The following is a 24,315-nucleotide window of genomic DNA, read 5'->3' on the forward strand; positions in this document are numbered from 1 at the left end:
CTAGTGACCTGCGCCGATTGTTTTCAAGGGCGGTGCAGGATGTAATCCGGCTGGATCCCTGATATTTCAATCGGTCCCAAAACATCAGTGCCCCCGAAAAACCCATAGCCGGATATCAACGCAGTCTTAATGCCCGCCGCCTGCCCGCCCAGAATATCCGTGTGCAAACTGTCCCCGACCATCACCGTGCGGGCTGGATCGAAACTGCCTATACGGGAAAATGCCAGATCAAAAATATTGCCGAAAGGTTTGCCGAAAAAATTCACAGCCACGCCAGTTGCATCTGCAAGCCGGTGGGCGAAATGGCCCGGTTCGGTGGAAAACCCGTTTTCACGTGGCGCGACAATATCAGGGTTGCCCACATAGACCGGACGCGGCATGCGCCTGAGCGACGTTTCAAGCAGGGTCTGGCGCTGCTCTGTCCACACAGCACTGCCCAACAACAAAAATGCTTCTGCCGCATCATAGGTTTGCCGGTCTTCTGCCAGATAGGTGATGTCCAGCCCTTCAATATCCCCGCGCCCGAGGCTTTCGGTGGCCATTAACCCCCATTTGCGGGCTGGTTCTGCCGCCAAACCGTGCAGGATTGTCTTGCGGCTGGTGATCACATCCTCGGGCGCGAAATCATAGCCAAGGCGCGCGTATTTCGTCATCAGGTCCGCATGGGGATAGCCGGCAGCATTGGATACAACCATCACCCGTTTACCGGCCTTCTGCAGCCCTGCGACCCTTTCGGGCACGCCGGGAATAGCCGTCTCCCCGATGTTCAGAACGCCGAAAGCATCAAGCAAAAACGTGTCGATATCGTCCCTTAACGCATCAAGATCAGGCAGCCGTGAACAGGGCGCTGTCCGCTGCACATCCGGCAAACGGTGGCGCACCTTTTCATAGGCGGCAAAGGCGTCATTCGTGTTCAATTCACTGGCCTGCTCAAATGATCGCACCGCGTACCTTGGCCGACACCCATTCGGAAACGACAACCGCCGCCAGAATAACCAACAGGATCAAGGACACCTGTGGCCATGCCAATACGTTGAGCGATGACGACAGTTGCAACCCGATGCCCCCGGCACCGACCAGACCCAATACCGTGCTTTCGCGGATGTTGATGTCCCAGCGGAACACGGCAATGCCGGCGAAGGCGGGCATGATCTGTGGCACGATACCATACGCCATGACCTGCCATCGGGACGCCCCTGTGGCGGTGATTGCCTCGACCTGCGTTTCGTCGATCTCTTCAATCGCCTCGTACAGCAATTTTGCGCAGAACCCGATCGAGCGGATCGCGATGGCGACAACCCCTGCAAACACGCCCGGTCCGATGATCGCGATCAGCAACAGCGCCCAGATCAGCGAATTGATTGAACGGGTCGACACGATAATCAAAAGCGCAATCGGGCGGATGATATAGCGCGACGGCGTCGTGTTGCGCGCGGCAAGAAAAGCGACCGGCACCGCAAGGATCAAAGAAAAGATCGTGCCCAATGTCGCGATGTTCAACGTGTCCCAGATCGGTTTGCCCAATTGGGTGATGTATTCCCATTTCGGCGGTGTCGCGCGGGTCCAGATGTCATTGGCAATGCGCGGGGCATCCCACACAAAAAACCACGTGGTGGATTTGGAAATCTGCTGCCAGCAATAGGCGAAAATCGCGATGCCAACCAGCCAGAGCGCCCAATGGAACAAGCTTTCGCGCCCCGTGCGCCGCTGCCAGATTTTCAGACCTTTTGAATCTTGTACCGGCATTATTGCACCCTCGCCCTGACGACACCCGACAGGTATTCCAGCGCCATCACAATCACGATGATGATCAGCAGGATCGCCGCCGCCGTGTCATATTCATAGCGGTCAAACGCCGTGTTCAACGTGGCCCCGATGCCGCCTGCACCAACCAGTCCCAGAATCGCGCTTTCGCGGAAATTGATGTCCAGACGGTAGATGCTCAGCCCGATTAATCGCGGCATGACTTGCGGTTGCACGCCGTAGTTAATCCACTGTGTCCAGCGCGCGCCAGAGGCTTTGATCGCCTCGGCCTGCACACGGTCCATGCTTTCGATGTCTTCGGCCAGGAGTTTGGACAAGAACCCGATGGTCGCAAAACTAAGCGTCAGAAAGCCGGCCAAAGGGCCAAATCCAAAGATCGCAACCAGCAGGATCGCAACGATGATTTCCTGCAAGGCACGGCTGATGGCAATGATGCCCCGGCAGATCAGATAAACTGGCAAGGGTGCCACATTACGCGCCGCGCCAAGGGCGATGGGGATGGAAATCGCGATGCCCACAACCGATGCCGCAACCGTCATCACGATGCTTTCGATCATCCCTTCCCAGATATCACCAGAACGCGTAGCGAAATCGGGATTGGTAAAGGCAAGGATGAACTTTTTGCCCCGCTCCAAACCTTCATAAACCCGCGACCAATTCACCTCTACCGTGAGGTAGGCGGCGATAAGATAGGCGATGAACCCGATGATCAACGTCCAGCGCAACCAGCTGCGTTGCACAAACGGCGGCTTTTTCCAGGGTTGGCCCAGTTTTGTCTGAACGTCGAATGTCGCGCTCATTCTGTGACCTCTTCGTCTTCTTCGTCGACCGCTTCGATGGTCGCTTCCCAATCTTCGGCACCATAAATGCTGGTCAACACGTCAGGGGTCAGACCCTCTGGCGGCCCGTCAAATTTGATCGCCCCCAGTTGCAGGCCGACAACGCGCTGCACAAACATTTGCGCCAGCGCCACGTCGTGAATGTTGATGATCGCTGCCAAACCGCGCTCTTTGCACAGCTCGCAAATCAGGCGCATGATCTGGCGCGATGTTTTCGGATCCAGCGAAGCCGTCGGCTCATCCACCAACAACAGTGCAGGGTTCTGGATCAAGGCGCGGCAAATGCCGACCCGCTGGCGCTGTCCGCCGGACAGTTCGTCCGCGCGCTTGTCTGCCATATGGGCAAGCCCCACACGGTCCAGCAAGCGGAATGCCTCGTCCACATCGGATTGCGGATACCGCCGCAGGAAGCTGCGCCAGAACCCCACATAACCCAGCCGGCCGGACAAGACGTTTTCCATGACGGTCAGCCGCTCAACCAGCGCATATTCCTGAAATATCATGCCCATACGGCGACGTTCGCGGCGCAGCCCACTGGCAGACAGACCGGTCAGTTCGACATCGCCCAGATGAACCTTGCCCGAGGTCGGTTCCACCAACCGGTTGATACAACGGATCAAGGTCGACTTGCCCGCGCCGGAGGGGCCGATCAGCGCCAGCACCTGCCCTTCGGGAATTTCCAGATCAACAGCCTGCAACGCCTGATCGCCGGTTTTATAGGTCTTAACAAGTTTCTCAAGCCGCAGCATGAAGCTTCCCCGCCTCTATTATTATCATTGGAAAAGGTCGTCAGATGGATCAAAGCGGGCCCGAAGGCCCGCCCGATCAGTGCTTATTCGCAAGAATAGCTGACACCGTTCGCGGCATCGATCTTGCGGATCACTTCCCAGAATTCCTGATAGGTCATTGGCAGGAACTGGCCCTCGTTCGACTTTTCAAACTCGGCCTGAAGCGACGTGCCTTCCCACTCGAAGTTGAAGAAGGCGTTCTTGATCTTGTCCTTCAGCTCAGGAGTAAGATTATGCGCCGTGCCGAAACCCGTGGTCGGGAAAGTTTGCGATTTGTAGATCGTTTTGACCTGATCTTCGGTAATCACATCACGGCTCAGCATACGTGCCTTGACCGAGTTGGCGATAGAGGCCGCCATGTAGTCTTTGTTGGCAACGCCGAGGATCGAGTTGTCGTGCTTGCCTGAATAAACAGGCTCGAAATCACGTTCGGGCAGCATGTCGAAATCGCCCTTCAGGATCGCGGACGGTGCCTTGAAACCCGAATTTGACGTGGGCGAAGTAAAGGCCAACTGCTTGCCCTTAATGTCCTCGACTTTTTCGATGCCGGAACCGGGGTATGTGATGATTTCCATTTCATACCCGAAGTTGCCGTCTTCGGACGCCATGATGGTGAAGGGGTTGAAGCCCGCGCAGTTCACAGCCAGCGGGTTCGAGCCGGTGTTGAAACCCGCGATATGCAGACGGCCGGAACGCATCGCCTCGATCTGGGCGGCGTTGTTCTGCACAGGGAAAAACACCACGGATTTACCGGTCTCTTTTTCCAGATGGGTCAGGAAGTCGGACCATGCGGCCTTGTAAACAGCCGGATCTTCGACAGGTGTATAGGCAAAAACAAGCGTGTCAGGATCAACCTGATCCGCGACATCGGTTGGCGTATCCGCAATCAGATCGCCGTTCACATCGCAATATCGCTTGTCCAGATCACCGCGTTCACATTCCTGTGCTGCTGCGGGACCCGCAAGGGTCATGGTGAACGCCAAGGCGGCGCCAGACAAAAGTGAGTTCATAAGTTTCATGTAGAATCCTCCCAGATAGCGAAACGCTAGCCGTAACACTGTGATTTATAAACCCCTTATTGGCATAGGTTTATGCGGGGAGGATCCCGTTTTGATGCCAGTTATCGAACTGTTCTGTTGCGGAAAGCAACGGCAACGGTTCATTCAGGTAGCCCCTTGAGAACAGCCGGAACGTTACGTCACAGTTGCGCGCGGTCTGGTAGTCAACCGCGCTGTCGCCGACGTAAATCGCCTTTTCGCGCGGACAACCAAGCTGCGACAGGCACGCCAACAGCATATCGGGCGCAGGTTTTTTCGGCCGCCCCGCTTCGGCTCCGACGATCACATCGAAATACTGCGTCAGATCAAGCCGCGCGCAGATATCCAGCGCAGGCGCAGTTGGCTTGTTGGTGCATATACCCAACTTGATGCCTTCGCTGCGAAATGTCTCCAGGCTTGCGATTACCCCGTCATAGGGACGTGTCAACGTTGTGATGTTTTCGGCGTAAACTTCTAAAAACAATGCCAGAACCGTGCGTTCGAGCGCTTCATCGCCACCGCCCGTTGCCGCCAAGGCGCGTTTGACCAAAGTTTCCACGCCATTGCCGATGAAGGAAATGATCGTGGCCAGATCAAGTGGCCCGCGCCCGATCGTTTCCAGTGCCTCATTGGCTGCGAAGTGCAAATCGGGGGCGCTGTGAATGAGTGTGCCGTCCAGATCGAAAATAATCGCAGTGAACCGTGTCATTATGTGGTGTCCCCTTAGGTGCTCGTTCAAAGCAGGTTGAGCAGATCATACTTACCGGTAGCGGTTAATCTGGCAGTTGTTGAGCATGAAGCCGATGATGTGTTGAATTCGGATTGCCCGTGCCGGATAAAATAGATGGCCATAGTGGTCTTTCGTAAAGATAAGGACAGCGGCCTGCACCTACTGCGTAACGCGCCCCCGCCTATAAGCAACAAAAACTACAAACGCCATCGTTGCCCTATCCGAACGCTGCGCACGCCTGATCTCTGTTAGGGTCGGGCCAGATGGCCCCCTCGCGCCAAGATACTCAGCGCCTCTAAAGACTTACGCGATTGAATTAGACCGAAAGAACCTAGGATCGAACTGGATGCCGTGACCGCTTTCACGCAAGGCGCGTCTTTACTCGGTGGCATCCTGATCGGGTTGAGTGCTGTGATGGTAATGGGTCTGTTCGGACGTATTTCAGGGATTTCAGGGATTACAAATGTTGTACTGACAGGGATTGGACATCAACAGATGCGCACAAGCGACTGGGGGTGGCCGGTTGAACATCGGGGCGCGAGGTTATGCCGCGGCGAAGGCACCGCCATATCGCCTGAACCTCGCCCTGCCCAAGCCATATTGCGCGCTTATCGGATAGCTCAATTAGGAAGAGTGATTGACGATGGATGAATTTGAGCAAGAGCACAACAGCAGGTATAAAAAGATGTTCGAGTTGCTGCGTCAGGGTGATCTGCGGCCCGATGCTGGCACGCAAAACCGTTCTGCGGCGACGGCGGCACGATATCTTGAAGGCGATGCAGCAACCCGGTTTATCTCGCGGGGTGTGTCGTCGCTAAAGCAGGATGCAATGCTGCCGCAGCCTATCGCCACGCGATCTGAGGATGCGCACCGCGGGGACTGACGGGGCGCAAGCCGGCGGGGCGAATATGCGGGTCTTGTCAAGTGGCTGCCTATGTAAAGCAGCCAAATATAGATGGTGTTCCCCAACCAACCTCAACCTATAGGGTAGCTATTGGGAAATTTTGGCTGAAAAATCACGGAGATCAGGAAGATTTCTGGACAAATTACCCCGCAAGGGGCATCAATTGATCATAAACGAGCAGATAAAAACGCGAGATTCCTTATGTATTTATTCCCCCGCACGGTTTCCATCGGGCTTATAAGCCTGCTATGCACCCTGCCCTTTTCTGCGGCTGCAATCGGTCCGGAAGATGTGGTCGACAGCGATCCCGTCGAACAACCGGAAGTGCCCGAACCGCCAACGCCAGAGCCACCTGCCCCAGAACCACCGACGCCCGAGCCGCCGACACCTGAGCCGCCGGAAGAGGAATTCGAGGACAGCGACAAAACCTTTCAGGGTGAAGACAAGGATCCCGGTGATCGCAACAAAACACCCGAGCGCACAACAAAAACCAAAACGCCCGTCATGGTACCGCCGACACGAACCAACACATATCCGGTGCCATCAAAGAAGAACTATTGCCCTGCCGGCCTTCAGCCGGTGACGATCTCGGGCGAAATCAGCTGTGGGTCGCCCAATCGTGCGGTGACTTATCAACAGATGTTGAAACACCCGCAAAAAAAGCGCGTCGTGAAGCCGCGCCGCGTGATACGTCACCGCTCTGCAGTGCCCACGTGCTATCCCGGCACAAAAGGGTGCTCCGACCGTTAAGGGCACCTCCCTGCCCGATGCCTACGCACGGGTTCAGGATTTGACGCGCGGGCAATACCGTTGATCTACACCGGTATTGCCCCAAACAATCCAAAAGGCGAATTCAGGTCAAAAGAACGTGCTTGCGTTAAGACCGACGGTGATTGCGCCAATCACCACACCGGTTTGAGGGTCGGTCACCGCAAATGAAACCTGCCCCTGATAGGTCTGCGTGCTTTCATCTAGATCAATATCATCAACAAAAACCGAACCTGCACCTTTTGCGTAGGTCTGTTTGAACTTGGCTTCATCGCCCTGCCAATAGTCGGATGTGATCCCACTCGACGCGACATTCAGTCCGTGATGGTCCATGACAAAAACCTCGGTAATCCGTCCCGCCGATTTGCCCATATGGTCCCGCAGGAAATTGGAGAGCGGCGCGTTCACCACCTCGTTTATCAGCGGGGAATCGTCCGCACTAATTTCGGCCCGCCAGATTTCGTCCCTTGCGATGATGTCCGCTTCGGTCAGACCGTCAGTCAGATTGTTTTGCGCGTTTATGGCTTGAACGATCTGCGCGTCATTCACCCATTTCATAAGATCATCATAGATATACTGGGACATCGCCGGCGGCACTTCGGCGGCCTGTGCCATGGGGGATGCAAGTACGCCGAGGGCGAAGAGCGTCGATCTAAACATGTCTGTTCCTTTGATCTGAAAAGAGAAAGCGGACAGCAGCCGCATGTGATCTCAGATTAGGAACAGGCGGTTAACTCTGCGTGAAACACAGAGTTAACCACTTGTTAAGATCGATTTTCAATGCATTGATAATTAATGAAAAAAGATGTTTCACCTAATCCGAATTTCAATTCGTTAGGTGAAAATTTCCGCTCAATTTGAAACGCAGTGAAACATTCTCAATACAAGATAAATGGTATCAAAACCGCTCGTCTTGCGCAGACCCGCTGTCCCCCTTGAACCCCAAGGCCACCACAAACTTTTCGGAACTATCCGACCTGCTGGCGGGGGGTTTCATATTATGGACCTTGGTGAACCGCTGCTTGAGCAGTTTTTGCAATTCCGCCTCGGCACCGCCCGCAAGAACCTTGGCAACAAAAGTGCCGCCTTCTTCCAATACGTCAAACGCGAAATAGGCTGCCGCCTCGCAAAGCGCCATGATCTTGAGGTGATCGGTCTTTTTATGCCCCGATGACGAGGCCGCCATATCCGACATCACGACATCCGCCTTGCCGCCAAGCCATTCCTTGACCTGATCGTCCGCCCCTTCGTCCATAAAATCCAGCACGTGCAGCTCACAGCCCGCAATCGGCTCCATCACCTGCAAATCGACCCCAAGGATCGTGCCGACTGCCTTGCCACCGCGTTCGCCCAAGACGTTCGAACGTTTGACCGCCACCTGACACCAGCCCCCGGGGGCGGCACCAAGGTCGACAATGCGGGCACCGGGCACAAGAAAGCGAAACTTGTCGTCCAGTTCCATGATCTTATAGGCCGCACGTCCGCGATAGCCTTCGGCCTGTGCGCGTTTCACATAAGGATCGTTCAACTGGCGTTGCAGCCAGCGGGTTGAACTTGTCGTGCGCCCGCGCGCCGACTTGACCTTGACCTTCAGGTCGCGCTGTCCGCGCCCTGATGTGTTCTTGCCGGTCGGTGTCTTCTTGCCCGTCGGGGTCTTGCCCGCGCCGCCGCCACTGCCTGTTGGTGTCTTGGCCATCTCAATATGTTCCTTCTTCCAATACGCCATCCGCCGACATCTGAGCGTACAACAATCCTTCGCGCAGACCACGATCCGCCACACTTAACCGGTCGGTCGGCCAGCAGCGCATCAACGCTTGCAGAATTGCCGCCCCCGACATGATCAATGCCGCACGGTCCGATCCGATCCGAGGATCAGAACGCCGTCCCGCCGGTCCCATCGCCAGATAGGAGTGGATCACCTTGTCGATCTGCGCCGATGTCATGCGCAGCCCGTCGATTTTGGTACGGTCATAGCGGCGCAATCCCAAATGGCTAGCTGCAACTGTCGTCACGGTGCCTGACGTACCGACAATCTGGAACCGTTCTTGCGGCTGGGCAGATTGATAAGGTGTGAAATCTTGCAAATTTTCCTCAAAGAACCAACTCATCAGGGCAAAGCGGGCGGCGTCGTCGTCCACGTCCACGAACTGGTCCCGCAAGGTCGCCACGCCCAGAGGTACAGAGATCCAGTCCACCACCTTGGCCGCAGGGATATCGCTCTTGGCTTGATGGAACCCCGAATGCAGTCGCATAATGCTTTGCGCGCGGTCCTTTTTCGGCACCTTCGAGATGTCGATCCATACCAGTTCGGTCGATCCGCCACCGATATCCACCACCAGCAGGTTTTCCGTTTTGTGATTGACCAGTGGCGCGCAGGAAATAACCGCAAGCTGGGCTTCTTCTTCGGGCTTGATGATATCCAGCACCAGCCCGGTTTCGCGTTGGATGCGGCGCATGAAATCGGCACCGTTCAGGGCACGACGGCAGGCTTCGGTCGCAACCAGTCGCATACGCCTGACCTTGTTGCGGCGCAGTTTCTGCTGACAGATACGCAATGCCTGTATGGTACGCGCCATGGATCCGCGCGACAAACGCCCGGATTTCTCAAGCCCCGCCCCCAATTGGACGGATTTCGAGAAGCTGTCTACCACGTGAAAACCGCTGCCTTTCGGCTGGGCGATCAACATGCGGCAGCTATTTGTGCCCAGATCAAGGGCCGCGTATAGCTCGGACGATCTGGGCGAAACTGGCACGGGGCTCAGAGCCGACTGTATGTCCTTATCGAGCGCGCCCGCACCTTTGGGACGCTGTGGCGCCATGGTTCGCGCCTTTCATTTCGAGTTACCTTCAAAGTAGTCCCGCAAAAGGTTCCGCGCAAGCGCCAAGGCAGCAAGATCGCATAATTCCGGCACATCCGCTTTTAGCGGCACCTCACGATGAACATGAATATTATGGGGCCACTGCCCCCTCGTCCTCTGGTCGCCGCAGGGATAGAAAGGGCGTGCATTTGCGCAGGGGTCGCGGAATGCGCATGTGAAGTCGAAAAACGGCGCTGACAGACAGGCCGTTACGTTTAGACCGATGAAAGACTGCAAGAGGAATCAGCCGATGGTGGACGTAACAATAGTGTACTGGCGCGATATTCCCGCGCAGGTGATTGTGGGTAAAGGCCGTCGCGGATCAAAGCGCCCGCTGCCGGAACGATTTGAGCAGGCGATTGACCGCGTCGCGATGCGCATCGGTGCCGAAGACAGCGACGCCTATATGGCGGACTGGCGCAAGGCGGAACCGTTCAGCGTTGAAGGCGATGCAGATGCTGTGGCTGACGCCCAAGCCGCACGGATCGATACCGAATATGACAAGGAACGCCTTAAGGCGTTGATTGATAACGAAGGTCGCGCCGGAGGCGTGTAAAAGCTCAGGGGGCTTGAACCCCGAATGGATCTGATCCCCGCATGTTGAAGGATAAAATCATGGCATTGCTGAATTTCCGCCGCAAAGAAGCCCCTGCAAACACGCCCACCGCCGAAGTCGAAGCCCTTTTGCGGGACTATTCAATCGAGGTGATGCCGCGCACCGCCGAAAAGGTCGAGGATTTCACCGCCCTTTTGCCGGCCGAAACCCGCGTCTATGTCGCCCATATTGAGGGCACCCCGATCGAGGATATGGTCGCCACAGCCAAACGACTGAACGCGGACGGGTATAAGGTTATGCCGCATTTCCCCGCGCGCATCATCAAGGACCGCGCCACGCTGGCCAACTGGATTGCCATGTATCAGGGCGAAGCGGATGTGAAACAGGCGTTGCTGCTGGCCGGCGGTGTGACCACCCCTCACGGTGATTTCAGCGACAGCATGCAGTTGATGGAAACCGGGCTGTTTGACGCCGCAGGCTTTGAGCGTCTGCATGTGGCAGGCCACCCCGAAGGCAACCGCGATATTGATGCCACTGGCACCGCTGGCGTGGATGCCGCGTTAAAGTGGAAGAATGACTTCCAGACCCGCACGGATGCAAAAATGGCCATCGCCACGCAGTTCGCATTTGACGCCAAACCGATCATCGCCTGGGCAGATAGCCTGCGCGAGGCTGGCATCACCCTGCCCGTGCATATCGGCATCGCGGGCCCGGCCAAGCTGCAAACCCTTATTAAATTCGCCATCGCTTGCGGTGTCGGTCCCTCGCTGAAGGTACTGCAAAAGCGCGCGATGGATGTGACCAAACTGCTGTTGCCGTACGAACCCACGGATGTGATCAACGAACTGGCCCTGCACAAGGCCGCCAACCCCGATTTCAATATCTCTCACGTGCATTTCTTCCCGCTGGGCGGGATCAAGACCAACGCCAGTTGGGCGATTGAAAACGGTGGATCCTCTGCCGTCCCCGCCAACACTTCCGTTTAAACCTCTCTCTTGTCCAAGGACACCTGAATGACCCGTACCATCATCGAATCCAAAACCAAAACCGCCGTTATCGGCTTTGATGAACCCTTCTGCGTCATCGGCGAGCGGATCAACCCGACGGGCCGCAAGATATTGGCGGAAGAGCTGGAGCGTGATGATTTCAGTCGGGTCGAGTTTGACGCAATAGCGCAGGCCAATGCGGGGGCCACGGTGCTGGACGTGAACTCCGGCGCGGTGTTTTCCAACAAAATGGCCGAAGATCCACGGTATGCTGACAATAACTTTGTCGAACCCATGCTGATGCCTGAAATGATCAAACGGGTACAGGCCGTGACAGACACGCCACTGTGCATCGACAGTTCTGTTCCCGGTGCATTGGAAGCGGGATTGCAGGCTTGTGAAGGCCGCCCACTGCTGAATTCCGTCACCGGTGAAGAGGAACGGCTGGAACTGGTTCTGCCGCTGGTGAAAAAGTACAATGTACCGGTCGTGGCGATTTCAAACGATGACACAGGCATTTCCGAAGATCCCGACGTGCGCTTTGCCGTGGCCAAGCTGATTGTGGAACGGGCCGCTGATTTCGGCATTCCTGCGCATGATATCGTGGTAGATCCATTGGTCATGCCCATCGGGGCCATGGCAACCGCAGGCCATCAGGTCTTTACCCTTGTAAGGCGGCTGCGCGAGGAACTGGGCGTGAACACGACTTGTGGCGCATCCAACATCAGCTTCGGATTGCCCAACCGTCACGGCATCAACAATGCGTTTCTGCCTATGGCGATGGGGGCTGGCATGACCTCTGCCATCATGAACCCTGTCGCCCTTCCGGTGAATGCCAAAAAAATCGCCGAGAAAAAGGCCGAGTTGGAAGCGCTGGGCGTAGTCCTGCCCGAAGGAATGGACGACGAAGCTTTTGTGCAGCTCTTCGGCATGGGATCGACCCAGCCGCGGCCGGGCAAGGAAATGGAAGCCATCCGCGCGGCAAATTTCCTGTTCGATCGTGATCCGCACGGCGGCGACTGGATTAAATTCAACAAGGTAGCCCCCAAGGCCGGCCAGGAAGGCCGCGGTCGCGCAGGTCGTGTAGGGGGTCGCCGCCGCGGTTGAACCAACCCGACCACGCATATTTTAATGCAAAGGCCCTGACATCACGTCGGGGCCTTTTGCGTTTTGCCATATGAACTTCACAGAAATTCCGTTCCCCGCCCATCTGGTAACGCGGAATTAACGGACCGCACTCTAAAACCACTTCATTCAAAAGATGTGGAGCGCTGTGATGATCCCTGCCCGACCTTTGCCAAACCGGTTTTCTTATGAGTGAAACGCTTGCACTGACTGGCAAGCTGGATGTCACAGCCGCTGCTGCGTTTCACGCGGAACTTACAGCGCGCAAAGGACAGGACATCGTGCTTGACTGCGAAAAAGTAACCCTGTTCGGGGCGTTATGTGTACAAACCTGTCTGGCCGCCGCGCGCGAGGCACGCCAACAACAAACCCGATTTGACATCATTAATGTCTGCGATCCCGTCTTGGTACAGCTGACCAGCATGGGTTTTACCCCCGAAACCCTTGCGGAAGGCAACATATGACCCTTCAAATACTGGCCGTTGATGATAGCCGAACCATGCGCGACATGATCAAACTTGCCCTGCTTCCCTCTGGGTTTACCGTCCATACTGCGGACGATGGGATCCACGGGATCGAGGTATTGGACGGCATCGAACCCGACGCGATCATTACCGATATTAACATGCCACGCATGGACGGCTTCGGCTTTATCGACGCCGTGCGCGATCAGGACAAACATCGTTCGACCCCCATTCTTGTACTCACCACAGAAGCGGCTCCCGAACTCAAGGCCCGCGCCCGTGCCGCAGGGGCCACCGGCTGGATCGTGAAACCGTTCGATCCCGCAAAGCTTGTCAAAGCCCTTCAGATGGTTGCCGGATAAAGGATTCTTCCCATGAGCACCGACAATGACCCGATGGCAGAAATACGCGCCTCCTTCTTTATTGAATGTGAGGAATTGCTCGAAGCACTGCAGGACGGGCTTCAAACCATGGACGAGGAAGGCGGCGATGATCTGGAAACGATCAACGTTGTCTTTCGCGCGGTACATTCGATCAAGGGGGGGGCTGGTGCTTTTGGGCTGGAAGGGTTGGTGCGATTTGCCCACAGGTACGAAACGGTTCTCGACGAGGTACGCGCCGGCCGATTGACCGTCGAATCTGATGCGCTGAAGGTATTTTTTCAAGCTGCCGATCACCTGTCCGATCTGGTACGGATCAGCCGTGATGGCGAAGACCTGCCAGATGACGAAACCGCGCGCCTTCTGGTTGATTTGGACGCCTTTCTGGGCGATGCGCCCCAAGAGGAAGAAGAAGAGAACATCGATTTTCAACCGATGGGTCTGTCCTTCGATTTTGACGCTGAAGAGGACGGGGCGGACCCCGCCGCTGCTCTGCCGGATCTAGACAACTTGCCCCCGCCACCGGATTTCAGCAGCCCACCTCCTGCATCGATGACACCTTACCGGATTGTTTTCACGCCCCAAGCCGAACTGTTTGATACCGGGAACGAACCGGCTCTGCTCCTGCGTAATCTAATGGAACTTGGGGAAATGTCGGCGCATTGCGACGCCACAGCCCTTCCCGAACTGTCAAAAGTTACACCCGATATTCCGCACCTCAGCTGGACGGTGACCCTGCACAGCGACGTGGAAGAAAGCGAAATCAGGTCGGTTTTCGAATTCGTCGAAGGGCTTTGCCAACTTGATATCACGCGAGCGGTCGAAGCCACCGCGCATTTGCCCACCGTCGAAGAGTTACCCGAACGATCCGAGCCAGAGGCCGTCGAAGGACCCGCCGTCCCCCAAGCGCCGCCGCTCCCTCTCGACGCGGATGACTCGCCAGCAGTGGGCGTTGCCACATCGCCTGCGCCGAACATCCCAAAAACCCCAGCAGAAGCACCAAAGCCCGCAGATAAACCAGCAAAGTCGCAAGGTAGCGCACAGGCTAAATCGGTCGTCCGGGTGGACCTTGACCGCATCGAGCGGCTGGTCAATTTGGTGGGCGAACTGGTGATCAATCAGGCCATGCTCAGCCAAAGCCTTGAGAAATCCGGTCTCTCCCCGCATTCCGACGCGATGAGCGGATTGGAGGAGTTCCAACGGCTGACGCGGGATATTCAAGACAGCGTCATGATGATCCGCGCCCAACCGGTAAAATCCCTGTTTCAGCGTATGTCGCGCATTGTTCGTGAGTCTTCGGCAGCTGTCGGGAAAGACGTCCGGCTCCACGTCTTCGGTGAAGGCACCGAAGTTGACAAAACGGTCATCGAACGGTTGGCAGATCCACTGACCCATATGATCCGCAATGCTGTTGATCACGGGCTGGAAAATCCTGAACAACGACTTGCTGCCGGCAAACCGGCGCAGGGTCGGGTCAATCTAACGGCAGCGCACCGTTCAGGCCGCGTGGTTATCGAAGTGGCCGACGATGGCGCGGGTATCAACCGACCCAGAGTTCTGCAAATCGCCATCGACAAGGGTTTGGTACCTGCCGATGTATCCCTTAGCGACACCGAAATCGACAACCTGCTGTTCTTGCCAGGATTTTCGACAGCGTCAGTGGTCTCCGATCTGTCGGGGCGCGGTGTTGGGATGGACGTTGTGCGTACGGCAATTCAAGCGCTGGGCGGGCGGATTACCATCACCTCTAGTCCGGGCGAAGGCACGACTTTTTCAATCTCGCTCCCTCTCACATTGGCCGTTCTGGACGGTATGGTGATCAAGGTCGCGGGCGAAACGCTGGTTTTGCCGCTGAACTTGGTGATCGAAACCCTGACCTTGGGACCGGATGACGTTCAAATGGTGCGCCCCGGTCGAAATGTCATCGAAGTGCGCAGTGGATTTGTGCCTCTTTTCGACCTAGGTGCCGCGCTCGGCTATCGCCCGCGACTGGACAGCTTTGAGGGCTACGTTGTCTTGCTGATCGCACAAGAAGACGGCAGCTGCGCAGCATTGGTGATCGACAACATTATCGACCAGCGGCAAGTCGTGATCAAAGGGTTGGACGAGAGTTTTTATCGCGCTCCCGGCATCGCCGCTGCAACCATTCTTGGAGACGGCCAGATCGCCCTGATCCTTGATCCCACCGACATCATATCCACCCCGGGCTCGGCGCAAACGCCCTTGCAACCGGCACAACAATTGGGGCTTTCAGCATGACCGACACCGTGGGCAACACGACAATCGAACTTCTGACATTTAGGTTGGCAGAGCAAGAATATGCGCTGGATATTATGTCTGTGCGGGAAATTAGGGGCTGGACCCACGCAACACCATTGCCCCATGCGCCCCAATATATGAAGGGCGTGATCAACCTACGTGGCACCGTTTTGCCCGTGATGGACCTTGCCTCTCGGTTGGGCATGGCTGAGCGGGAACAGAACGAACGCAGTGTGATTATTGTCGTGAAGTTCGAGGACACGATGACCGGGCTTTTGGTCGATGCGGTATCCGACATTGTCGCCGTCACAGAAGACGATCTACAGCCACCGCCAGAACTTGCCGCGAATACAGCCGACGGCGTGGTCAGTGCCCTGACCCTGATCGACGAACGAATGATCCGCGTTCTGAACCTGCCAATGACAATCAATTCGTTCGAAAGTGCTGCTGCATGACGGCACGCAGGCAACATATTGCCAATCTCGACACTGCGAGCTTTCGCGCGATCGCTGCGTTGGCGTATCGCGAAAGCGGGCTGACCCTTGTCGAAGAAAAAAGTTCGATGATCCAGTCGCGATTGCGCCACCGTTTGCGCGATCTGGGATTGGCAGATTTCCCGTCTTACTGCGCATTGATCGAATCAGAGGAAGGTTCAACAGAACGACAGCATCTAATTTCCGCGCTCACGACAAACGTATCGCATTTCTTTCGGGAAGAGCATCATTTCGATATTTTGAAAACCGAAGTGGACCGCTGTTTGCCGCGGCTGCGCGCGGGTGGGTCTATGCGGATCTGGTCTGCCGGCTGTTCGAACGGCCAAGAAGCCCTGTCCGCGGCTATGACACTGACTGAACATGTACCGGATATTGCCAAGTTGGATGTGCGGATCCTAGGGACCGATATTGATCCCGAAGTTATCCGTTTTGCGCGGCAGGCCGTGTATCCGCAGCGACTGCTGGGGGGCGTCTCCAAAGGATTGATGAGTAAATATTTTGAGCAGGTTGAAGGCCCCACCGCTGGTGCACACTTTACGGCCCGAAATGATCTGAAAAACATGATCCGTTATAATGAACTGAACCTGCTCTCTCGCTGGCCCATGAAAAAGAAATTCGACGTGATCCTGTGCCGAAATGTCGTGATCTATTTTGATTTGAAAACCCAAGAGGATCTTTGGCCCCATTTCCACGCCACCCTGGCATCCGACGGCGTCTTATTCTTGGGACATTCCGAAAGGATCGCTGATCCTGCGAAATTCGGATTTTCCTGCACCGGCCCAACGACTTATCGGCCCACCACGCGCTGACCTTTCCGGTCGACAAAACGATAAAAACACTCACGAAGGACGAACATAATGGCATTGCGCGATCAAATTCGGATTATGGTAGTTGATGACATGTCAACAAGCCGGGGGCTGATCACACAAGCGCTGGACGCTTTCGGCGTCCGCAATGTGGCCACGGCAGAAAACGGCAAACAGGCGCTACAGATTCTGGCAACTAAACCTGCGCATCTGGTCATCTCGGATTACAACATGCCGGAGATGGACGGACTCCAGATGCTGCACTATCTGCGTGCTTCTCCCAAGACAAAGGGCGTTGGTTTTATTCTCATTACCGGTCGCGCTGAACAACAGATTATTGACCATGGTAAGAAGTTGGGGATGAATAATTATCTCAAAAAACCGTTCCAACCCGATGATCTGCGCAATTGCATTGAAACAGTTGTGGGCCGCCTGTGAAAACTGTGCAGGCCGAAAACCTGTCTTTGTCTGATTTGCTGGCCCGCCTCTCCAACCATATGGACGGATTGGCGACAGAGGTGCACCGGATCGAACAGACACTCGGCGATGCATTCGGCCGGACTACCGCTGAAGGTGCACAGACGATCATGCGCCTTCAGCGCCTCGACTTTCTGCGTCAATCAACGGAAGATTTAGCCTTATTGCTGCATTTTCTGTCGAAGACCCATGACGGGACGCTGGATCGCAATCTTGCGAACATGGTGCGCCTTGATGTAACGAAGGCGTTGATCAACGACGACGGATCCGGCAGCGCCGAATTGCTGCCGCAAGAACATGTTATGGGTGACGTAGACCTGTTCTAATACAGTTTTCGTTGTGGAACCGGCCAAGCTTTCAGCCCTTAAGCTTGCAGTAGAAGCTCGACACCCATAGCCCAACCAAGACTTCGCAGAACGTCAAACGCGCTGCGTTATCAGAGTTGGAAACCGGTTCCCGCCTCCCTGCGTTTTCAAGAGCTTCTGCCGGTTTGGTTCGCGCAATGCTGTCCGTCGCGGGCTATTAGCCCAACACACACCTCAAAACAGTTCAAGGTCATTGCCGCAAGCTGGTGCCGGAGGTGTCGCTGGGATCGCAATTTCCACCTCTGTGCTTTGATGGGTTTTGACCCGAACTGCACCTGTGGTCGGGGTAAACACGACGTTGCGCGACAGCATTCCGCCAAGGGAGCTGGACACACAGGTAATGTTTTCCATTTCAAGGAAGTTCATTGCAAAGGCGCAATTGGATGGCCCGATTTCCGATAGCCCTTTGATCATCTGGGCACCGCCAAACGCTTTAGCCAACAGACGTCCGCGGCTCGCCCCCAATTTCAACAGATCATTGATCAAGAGCTCCATCGCATTCACACCGGCCAGATCACTTTTTGCAGCGTTGCGTGTAGTGGAGGCGAGCAGAATATGGTTCATGCCGCCCACAGCCGCGATTGGATCCCACAGGCAACATGCGACACAGGACCCCAGAAGGGTCGAGATCGTCGTGTCTGGGTCCGCCGAGGTTTTGAACTCTCCTTGGGTGATGACGAATTTACTCATTGTATAATCTGCCCATTTTTCGCCCCGGCGTGACGTCTGACCGCATGATTTATCCCATCTGCGATTTTGTCCAAGGGCAGTTGTTGGCGAACGGCCCCCATCTCGAAAGCAGCACGCGGCATGCCATAGACAACACAGCTTTTCTCGTCCTGACCGATGGTCTGTGCCCCGCCTTCATGCAGTTGCAACAGACCATCCGCACCATCACGTCCCAACCCCGTCAGGATCACTGCGATGATGTCGGGGCTGTATTTTTGCGCCGAGCTGAACAGCACGCCCACCGACGGGCAGTGTTCCGACCCTGTGTCTCGCGACACAAGAGCACAGCTCCATCGTCCGTCATGCCGCCGGATTTCTGTGTGCTGGCCCTGGGCAGGTGCCAGACGAACCTGCCCAGCCTGTAACGCCTCACCTTCCTGTGCAACCGCCACGTCTTGCAGCAGCGCCTTGTTCAAGCGATTTGAAAAACTTACCAGAAACGGTCCCGGCATATGTTGAACGATCACCACGGGAGGCCCAGCTGTGTGCAGCGCGGCCAACATATGTTCAAGTGCCGCAACGCCACCGGTCGAAGCACCGATCAGGATCAACGGCATTTGCTGATCCGAAGGCTGCGCAACATGAGCTGACGAAGGGTGTGCCGGCGCAAGGTCGACATGGATCGTACTGCAAGCCGCAGCAAAAACCCGGCGGCAGATGTCACGATGGGTTGTGGCGTCAGGGGCGCTTGTCGGTTTAAGAATGCAATCCACCGCACCGGATGTCAGGGCCGTGATTGCCGCATTGGAATTGCGCTTGGTGGTACCGGAAATCATGACAACCGGCATCGGCCGCAATGCCATCAGTTTTTTGAGGAACTCCAGACCATTCATTCCAGGCATTTCGATATCAAGCGTTACAACATTGGGGTCCGTGTCCTTGATGACTTGCCGCGCGGTGAGGGCGCAACCGGCCTCTCCCACCACGACAAGACGCGGGTCTTCTTCGATGACCATACGTAGCCAACGCCTGATGCTGCGAGAATCGTCAACGATTACAACCCTTTTACGGGTAGAGCGGTGCAGCATATCGGCACCGAAATCTAATATCTGGTCCTGCATCCCTTGGTCCTTGCGCCCCTTGCCTCACAGGTTGCGCCGTCACTGACACCCGCAGACTGATCTGTCCTTGCTCTGACAAAAGGATGAAGGATAGGTAAAAACACCCCAGCAACCGAAGGTAAATTCGTTTAAACTCGGGCGGGGCGGCTGCCCCCTTTTCCACGCGATTTGACCGACAGCGGGGGCATCGGTAGGCGCGCTATATTCTCCCCGTTCACCTGCGCTTGCAGCGCAGGCGTGAGGAAAAGGATCAGACTTCTTTCAAACCATCGCGAAAGCGGGCGGCATTTGCCGAATAATGCCGCGCGGAGGCAGTCAAACCCGCAATTGCTGCGTCATCAAGGGCGCGCACCACTTTGCCCGGCACGCCCATCACCAATGACCCGTCAGGAATAACCTTGTTTTCCGTGATCAGCGCCCCTGCCCCGATCAGGCAGTTTTTTCCGATCTTGGCCCCGTTCAGCACCGTAGCCCCCATCCCGATCAGGGAGTTATCGCCAATCGTACAGCCGTGCAGCATAACCTTGTGACCGATGGTGCAGTCCTGCCCGATGGTCAAGGGACATCCGGGGTCGGTGTGAAATACGCAGTTTTCCTGAACATTGCTGCCTTTGCCGACGTGGATCACTTCGTTGTCACCGCGTAAGGTTGATCCGAACCAGACCGACGATCCAGACTCAAGCACGACATTTCCAATCACATTGGCATCGGGTGCCACCCACGCGTCTGCGTCCACGGTCGGGGTGATATCGGCCAAAGCGTAAAGGGTCATGTGTCTTCCTCGAATTCGGTTTGTAGTTGGCGCACGCGGTCCTTGAGACGGGGTTGCTGTACCACACGCATGCGTTCTGCTTCTATGATGGTTTTCAATTTGGCCTCAGTTTCGTCCAGATTGTCGTTGATCAGGACATAGTCGTAGCCATCCCAGTGGCTGATTTCATCCCAGCTCTTTCGCATGCGTTTTGTGATGGTTTCCGGGGTATCTTGCCCCCTGCTGACCAACCGGCGCTTCAACTCTGCAATGGAAGGGGGAAGGATAAATATTGAAAGAGTATGGGAGCTGAGCGAGGATGTTTTGATCTGCTGGGCCCCCTGCCAGTCGATATCGAACAACACATCTTTGCCTGCTGAAATGGCCTCTTCAACGGGGGATTTCGGCGATCCGTAGTTATTTCCGAAAACATGGGCGTGTTCCAGCATCTCGCCTTCGGTTACCCACCGTCTGAAGTCTTCCTGGGTGACAAAATAGTAATCTTTCTTGTCAACTTCGCCACTACGGGGCGGGCGCGTCGTGGCCGAGACAGAAAACTCCAGCGACGGGTCCCACTCCATCAATCGTTTGGCCAAAGTCGATTTCCCCGCACCCGAAGGCGAGCTGAGGATGATCAAAAGGCCGCGGCGTTCTGGGGTTTCACGGCTCATCTTCTACTCCACATTCTGAACTTGTTCGCGCATCTGGTCGACGACCGCTTTCAGCGCCAGACCGATCGTTGTCAGTTCTTTCATCTGCGCCTTGGAACACAGGGTGTTTGCCTCGCGGTTGAATTCCTGCGTCAGGAAATCCAGCTTCCGGCCCGTTGCCCCGCCCTCGGCCAACAGCGCCCGCGCCGCGACAACATGCGCTTTCAGGCGGTCGATTTCTTCGGTGATGTCCGTTTTGACAGCGATCAGCGCCAGTTCCTGCGCCACGCGGTCCGCGTCAACAGCTTCGGTATTTTCCAGAATCCGGGCCAGCGTGTTGCGCAGATTTTCAGCCATCTCGGTCTGGCGATCCTGCATCAGGCTGGCAGCCTGCCCGGTCAGGCGTTCGATCTCGTCAAGTTGACCGGTCAAAACCTGCGCAAGGGCTGCGCCTTCCTGTGCGCGCATGATGCTGAAATCTGCCAATACCGCGTCGAAATCGGCCAGAAGAACCTTGCAGAGCGCATCGGCATCATCTTCAAATCTTGCCTGTTCAAGAACGCCGCGCATGGTCACGATGTCGGTGGCCTTGGACGGTGCCAATGAAACCCCCGCCTCCATCGCGCGCTCTTCGATCTGGTGCAGCGCGTTCAGAACGGTTTCCAGCTGCGCGGCGTTGACTTCCAGCGCGCCGCCCGCTTCATCGCGGTTCAGGCGCAGATTGCAGGTGATATTGCCCCGCGCTGCAGCACCGGTGAGCTTTTTGCGCAATCCTGCTTCCAACCCGTCGACCCAATCAGGCACCCGCAGCCGCAGGTCAAGGCCGCGTCCGTTGACGCTACGCAGCTCCCAGCTCCAGCTGAACGGCGCCTCTGCGCCGCTGGCGGATGCAAAACCGGTCATTGATCTGATCATGCGCGTCCTTTCCCATGGGCTGTGCAGCCTTGGTCACAAGTTGTCGTAAGGTGGATGTGCAATAGGTCGAAACACCCCCAAGGGGCAAGCCTTTGCCGCCGATGCAGCGTTAACCAGAAGTAAAGAATTCAGCACAATTGCCTCAAAACGATGATATTAAGGTTTCAAACACATAGCTGCTTGGGTGCAGTGCAAGATGCGGGATCGGCGTGACGACCAATGACGGGGCGCATGGCCTTTGTCGCTGGCGAAAGGCTCGGATCAAGGCTCATGGACAAGTCACCACATAAGGCGCAGAATGTCGTTGCAATGACACATTACCAGCCGGACACCGGATATAGCGCAATTGCGCAGATCGAATCCTATTGGGAAGCCATACGCGGCACCCATCTTATTCCCAAACGATCGGATATTGATCCGCGCGGGATCGAACAGGCCCTTGAAAACGCCTTTATCCTTGAACGGATCGCCCCCGGCATCGCCCGTCTGCGCATTGCGGGGAGTCATCTGAACGACCTGATGGGGATGGAAGTACGCGGCATGCCGCTCACGTCATTTTTCACCCCCGCAGCACGCCCTACCGTTTCCGACCTGCTTGAAGTGGTTTTCCAGACACCGGCCATCAGCACCCTGCGCCTGACCTCGCCAGCGTCTGGCACGCGTCCGGCCTTGGAGGCGCGGATGATCTTGCTGCCTTTGAAAAGTGATCTGGGTGATGTCAGCCGCGTGCTTGGCGGATTTGTCAGCAAAGGCGAAATAGGACCAGCGCCGCGTCGCTTCGACATATTGACCAAAGAAGTGTTGCATATCGTGACCGGTCAACCGCCCATGCCTGCACCGGTACCGCCGCCCGCCCCTGCCGCGAAACCGGCCCAAGCGCATGCGGACCTGCGCAAACCCGCAGGGGTCGCGGAAGAGAAACGGCCCTTTATCGGCCAGCCAAAGGCGCGCAAGCCGGAAGCGAATAAACCAGATGCGCAAGGATCGGATAGGAAAAAATCGGGCAAACTCCGACCGCCTTATCTGCGGCTGGTCAAATCAGACGACTGACAGTCGTTTGGCCGCCAGATAAAATAAAACGAAAAAAGCCGCCGAAGTCTCCTTCGGCGGCTTTTCTGTTTAAAGTCAATATAGTGTTATCCGGCGGCTTGCGTGCGCTGCTGATTGCGACGCGCGCTCAGCTCCTCTGCGACGAGAAAGGCCAGTTCAAGGGATTGGCTGGCATTCAGACGCGGATCGCATGCAGTGTGATAGCGATCTGAAAGGTCCTCATCAGACACCGCACGTACACCACCGGTACATTCGGTGACGTCCTGACCGGTCATCTCGAAATGCACACCACCGGGCACGGTGCCCTCAGCGGCATGCACGCCAAAGAACTCGCGCACTTCGCGCAGTACGGATTCAAAAGGCCGCGTCTTGTAGCCAGACGAGGATTTGATCGTATTGCCGTGCATGGCGTCGCAGGTCCAGACAACATTTGCGCCCTCTTCCTGAACCGTCTTGATCAGCCGTGGCAGGTGTTCACCCACTGACCCTGCCCCAAAGCGCGCAATCAGGGTCAAACGCCCCTCTTCGTTTTCCGGGTTCAGTTTGGCCATCAAAAGCTTCAGGTCTTCGGCGGTCATCGTCGGACCACATTTCAGGCCAATCGGGTTCATCACGCCGGATGCAAATTCAACATGCGCACCATCGGGCTGGCGTGTGCGGTCACCGATCCAGATCATGTGTCCCGATCCCGCCAGCCACTTGCCGGTCATGCTGTCCTGACGGCACAGCGCCTCTTCATACTCCAGCAGCAGCGATTCATGGCTGGTGTAGAATTCGACCGATTGCAATGTGTGTGCGGTGTCGGAATTGACGCCAGCGGCCGACATGAAATCAAGCGTGTCAGAAATGCGGTTGGCAATTTCACGGTACTTTGCGGCCTTTTCGCCGTCGGTGAAGCCCAAGGTCCAGCCGTGCACCTGATGCACATCCGCATACCCGCCTGTTGAAAACGCCCGCAGCAAGTTCAGCGTTGCCGCCGCTTGCGTGTAGGCGCGCAGCATTTTGTCGGGGTTCGGGATGCGCGCATCGGCGGTGAAATCCAGATCGTTAATGATGTCACCGCGGTAGCTGGGCAGCTCAACACCATCCACCGTTTCGGTATTGGCCGAACGGGGTTTCGCGAATTGGCCGGCCATCCGGCCCAGTTTGATCACCGGCACTTTCGCGCCGTGGGTCAAAACGATCGCCATCTGCAACATCACTTTGAAGGTGTCGCGAATCGCATCCGAGCTGAACTGCTCGAAGCTTTCGGCACAATCGCCGCCCTGCAACAAAAATGCCTCGCCGCGCCCTGCCGCGCCCAGATGACGCTTGAGGCGGTTCGCTTCGCCGCCAAAAACCAAAAGTGGATAACGTGCAAGCTGTGCCTCAACGGCTTTCAGGGCCGCTTGATCAGGATAGTCAGGCATCTGGATTCGCGGTTTAGTGCGCCAGCTTGATTTGCTCCACGTGGTCATGGTCATTTCTCCGGTCAAAGCGCTGACTGTCAGCGCTATCAAGGTCCTTTCTATACAAAAGCCTGCCCGCAGTGACCAGAACCCATTTGCGACCACTTGACG

General features: G+C 56.2%; 28 protein-coding genes. 13 read left to right on the forward strand and 15 right to left on the reverse strand.

Going from position 1 to position 24,315, the window contains the following annotated elements:
• Positions 1–23 precede the first annotated feature (23 nt).
• The 6 genes from Z947_RS0113230 to gph all read right to left on the reverse strand — a co-directional run bounded on the left by Z947_RS0113230 (position 24) and on the right by gph (position 5,137).
• A complete protein-coding gene (locus Z947_RS0113230; protein WP_025044773.1) occupies positions 24–917 on the reverse strand; it encodes an HAD-IIA family hydrolase in 894 nt (297 codons plus the stop codon).
• Positions 918–930: 13 nt separating this feature from the next.
• Entirely contained in the window at positions 931–1,746 is an 816-nt protein-coding gene (gene phnE, locus Z947_RS0113235) for a phosphonate ABC transporter, permease protein PhnE (protein WP_025044774.1), read from the reverse strand.
• Positions 1,746–2,564, reverse strand: a complete 819-nt coding sequence (gene phnE, locus Z947_RS0113240) for a phosphonate ABC transporter, permease protein PhnE (protein ID WP_025044775.1) — start codon at positions 2,562–2,564, stop codon at positions 1,746–1,748. Before phnE (Z947_RS0113240) ends, phnE (Z947_RS0113235) begins: the two co-directional genes overlap by 1 nt.
• Complete coding sequence (gene phnC, locus Z947_RS0113245) at positions 2,561–3,352, reverse strand: phosphonate ABC transporter ATP-binding protein (RefSeq protein WP_025044776.1); 792 nt, start codon at positions 3,350–3,352, stop codon at positions 2,561–2,563. The genes phnE (Z947_RS0113240) and phnC overlap by 4 nt, the downstream gene beginning before the upstream one ends.
• Before the next feature lie 83 nt (positions 3,353–3,435).
• Positions 3,436–4,410: a phosphate/phosphite/phosphonate ABC transporter substrate-binding protein gene (gene phnD / locus Z947_RS0113250; protein WP_025044777.1), complete on the reverse strand. Its 975-nt coding sequence runs from the start codon at positions 4,408–4,410 to the stop codon at positions 3,436–3,438.
• 70 nt (positions 4,411–4,480) lie between these two features.
• Complete coding sequence (gene gph, locus Z947_RS0113255) at positions 4,481–5,137, reverse strand: phosphoglycolate phosphatase (RefSeq protein WP_025044778.1); 657 nt, start codon at positions 5,135–5,137, stop codon at positions 4,481–4,483.
• A gap of 664 nt (positions 5,138–5,801) precedes the next feature.
• On the opposite strand from gph, the gene Z947_RS0113260 reads away from it, so the two are divergent.
• Entirely contained in the window at positions 5,802–6,041 is a 240-nt protein-coding gene (locus Z947_RS0113260; RefSeq protein WP_025044779.1) for a hypothetical protein, read from the forward strand.
• 222 nt (positions 6,042–6,263) lie between these two features.
• Entirely contained in the window at positions 6,264–6,812 is a 549-nt protein-coding gene (locus Z947_RS21555; RefSeq protein ID WP_025044780.1) for a hypothetical protein, read from the forward strand.
• A 108-nt stretch (positions 6,813–6,920) separates the two neighbouring features.
• Here Z947_RS21555 and Z947_RS0113270 read toward each other — a convergent pair whose 3' ends face one another.
• The 3 genes from Z947_RS0113270 to Z947_RS0113280 form a co-directional block, all read right to left on the reverse strand.
• Positions 6,921–7,490 (reverse strand): hypothetical protein, encoded by a 570-nt coding sequence (locus Z947_RS0113270; protein ID WP_025044781.1) that lies wholly within the window; start codon positions 7,488–7,490, stop codon positions 6,921–6,923.
• Between the two features lie 238 nt (positions 7,491–7,728).
• The gene (locus Z947_RS0113275; protein ID WP_025044782.1) at positions 7,729–8,526 is read right to left on the reverse strand and encodes an RlmE family RNA methyltransferase; all 798 of its coding nucleotides are present in this window, start codon (positions 8,524–8,526) and stop codon (positions 7,729–7,731) included.
• A gap of 1 nt (position 8,527) precedes the next feature.
• Positions 8,528–9,649, reverse strand: a complete 1,122-nt coding sequence (locus Z947_RS0113280; protein WP_025044783.1) for a Ppx/GppA phosphatase family protein — start codon at positions 9,647–9,649, stop codon at positions 8,528–8,530.
• A gap of 289 nt (positions 9,650–9,938) precedes the next feature.
• Between Z947_RS0113280 and Z947_RS0113285 the strand changes: the two genes are divergently transcribed.
• The 10 genes from Z947_RS0113285 to Z947_RS0113330 all read left to right on the forward strand — a co-directional run bounded on the left by Z947_RS0113285 (position 9,939) and on the right by Z947_RS0113330 (position 17,561).
• Positions 9,939–10,244, forward strand: a complete 306-nt coding sequence (locus tag Z947_RS0113285) for a virulence factor (protein ID WP_025044784.1) — start codon at positions 9,939–9,941, stop codon at positions 10,242–10,244.
• 59 nt (positions 10,245–10,303) lie between these two features.
• Positions 10,304–11,230 carry a methylenetetrahydrofolate reductase gene (locus tag Z947_RS0113290; protein WP_025044785.1) on the forward strand — a complete coding sequence of 309 codons (927 nt, stop codon included), beginning with the start codon at positions 10,304–10,306 and terminating at the stop codon, positions 11,228–11,230.
• 27 nt (positions 11,231–11,257) lie between these two features.
• Positions 11,258–12,337: a methyltetrahydrofolate cobalamin methyltransferase gene (locus Z947_RS0113295; protein WP_025044786.1), complete on the forward strand. Its 1,080-nt coding sequence runs from the start codon at positions 11,258–11,260 to the stop codon at positions 12,335–12,337.
• 206 nt (positions 12,338–12,543) lie between these two features.
• A complete protein-coding gene (locus Z947_RS0113300; RefSeq protein ID WP_025044787.1) occupies positions 12,544–12,819 on the forward strand; it encodes an STAS domain-containing protein in 276 nt (91 codons plus the stop codon).
• The gene (locus Z947_RS0113305; RefSeq protein ID WP_025044788.1) at positions 12,816–13,181 is read left to right on the forward strand and encodes a response regulator; all 366 of its coding nucleotides are present in this window, start codon (positions 12,816–12,818) and stop codon (positions 13,179–13,181) included. Before Z947_RS0113300 ends, Z947_RS0113305 begins: the two co-directional genes overlap by 4 nt.
• Positions 13,182–13,193: 12 nt before the next feature.
• The gene (locus Z947_RS0113310) at positions 13,194–15,458 is read left to right on the forward strand and encodes a chemotaxis protein CheA (protein ID WP_025044789.1); all 2,265 of its coding nucleotides are present in this window, start codon (positions 13,194–13,196) and stop codon (positions 15,456–15,458) included.
• Positions 15,455–15,913: a chemotaxis protein CheW gene (locus tag Z947_RS0113315; protein WP_025044790.1), complete on the forward strand. Its 459-nt coding sequence runs from the start codon at positions 15,455–15,457 to the stop codon at positions 15,911–15,913. The genes Z947_RS0113310 and Z947_RS0113315 overlap by 4 nt, the downstream gene beginning before the upstream one ends.
• Positions 15,910–16,761, forward strand: a complete 852-nt coding sequence (locus Z947_RS0113320) for a CheR family methyltransferase (RefSeq protein ID WP_025044791.1) — start codon at positions 15,910–15,912, stop codon at positions 16,759–16,761. Before Z947_RS0113315 ends, Z947_RS0113320 begins: the two co-directional genes overlap by 4 nt.
• Positions 16,762–16,809: 48 nt before the next feature.
• Positions 16,810–17,196, forward strand: coding sequence for a response regulator (locus Z947_RS0113325; protein WP_025044792.1), 387 nt, complete (start codon positions 16,810–16,812; stop codon positions 17,194–17,196).
• Complete coding sequence (locus tag Z947_RS0113330) at positions 17,193–17,561, forward strand: hypothetical protein (protein WP_025044793.1); 369 nt, start codon at positions 17,193–17,195, stop codon at positions 17,559–17,561. Before Z947_RS0113325 ends, Z947_RS0113330 begins: the two co-directional genes overlap by 4 nt.
• A gap of 213 nt (positions 17,562–17,774) precedes the next feature.
• Here the strand turns inward: Z947_RS0113330 and Z947_RS0113335 are convergent, their stop codons facing one another.
• The 5 genes from Z947_RS0113335 to Z947_RS0113355 all read right to left on the reverse strand — a co-directional run bounded on the left by Z947_RS0113335 (position 17,775) and on the right by Z947_RS0113355 (position 21,706).
• Positions 17,775–18,290: a chemotaxis protein CheD gene (locus Z947_RS0113335; protein ID WP_025044794.1), complete on the reverse strand. Its 516-nt coding sequence runs from the start codon at positions 18,288–18,290 to the stop codon at positions 17,775–17,777.
• Positions 18,287–19,390 carry a chemotaxis-specific protein-glutamate methyltransferase CheB gene (cheB, locus tag Z947_RS0113340; protein WP_025044795.1) on the reverse strand — a complete coding sequence of 368 codons (1,104 nt, stop codon included), beginning with the start codon at positions 19,388–19,390 and terminating at the stop codon, positions 18,287–18,289. Before cheB ends, Z947_RS0113335 begins: the two co-directional genes overlap by 4 nt.
• A 250-nt stretch (positions 19,391–19,640) precedes the next feature.
• Complete coding sequence (locus Z947_RS0113345) at positions 19,641–20,162, reverse strand: gamma carbonic anhydrase family protein (RefSeq protein ID WP_025044796.1); 522 nt, start codon at positions 20,160–20,162, stop codon at positions 19,641–19,643.
• A complete protein-coding gene (gene gmk / locus Z947_RS0113350; RefSeq protein WP_025044797.1) occupies positions 20,159–20,812 on the reverse strand; it encodes a guanylate kinase in 654 nt (217 codons plus the stop codon). Before gmk ends, Z947_RS0113345 begins: the two co-directional genes overlap by 4 nt.
• 3 nt (positions 20,813–20,815) lie before the next feature.
• Positions 20,816–21,706 (reverse strand): YicC/YloC family endoribonuclease, encoded by an 891-nt coding sequence (locus Z947_RS0113355; protein WP_025044798.1) that lies wholly within the window; start codon positions 21,704–21,706, stop codon positions 20,816–20,818.
• Between the two features lie 270 nt (positions 21,707–21,976).
• Here Z947_RS0113355 and Z947_RS21560 point away from each other — a divergent pair, with 270 nt between their 5' ends.
• On the forward strand, positions 21,977–22,756 hold the full coding sequence (locus Z947_RS21560; protein ID WP_025044799.1) for a PAS domain-containing protein: 780 nt from the start codon (positions 21,977–21,979) through the stop codon (positions 22,754–22,756).
• Positions 22,757–22,842: 86 nt separating this feature from the next.
• Here the strand turns inward: Z947_RS21560 and Z947_RS0113365 are convergent, their stop codons facing one another.
• Entirely contained in the window at positions 22,843–24,213 is a 1,371-nt protein-coding gene (locus Z947_RS0113365; RefSeq protein WP_025044800.1) for a class II 3-deoxy-7-phosphoheptulonate synthase, read from the reverse strand.
• Positions 24,214–24,315 lie beyond the last annotated feature (102 nt).

Origin of the sequence: Sulfitobacter geojensis (assembly GCF_000622325.1) — a bacterium.
In the GTDB taxonomy this organism is placed as follows: Bacteria; Pseudomonadota; Alphaproteobacteria; order Rhodobacterales; family Rhodobacteraceae; genus Sulfitobacter; species Sulfitobacter geojensis.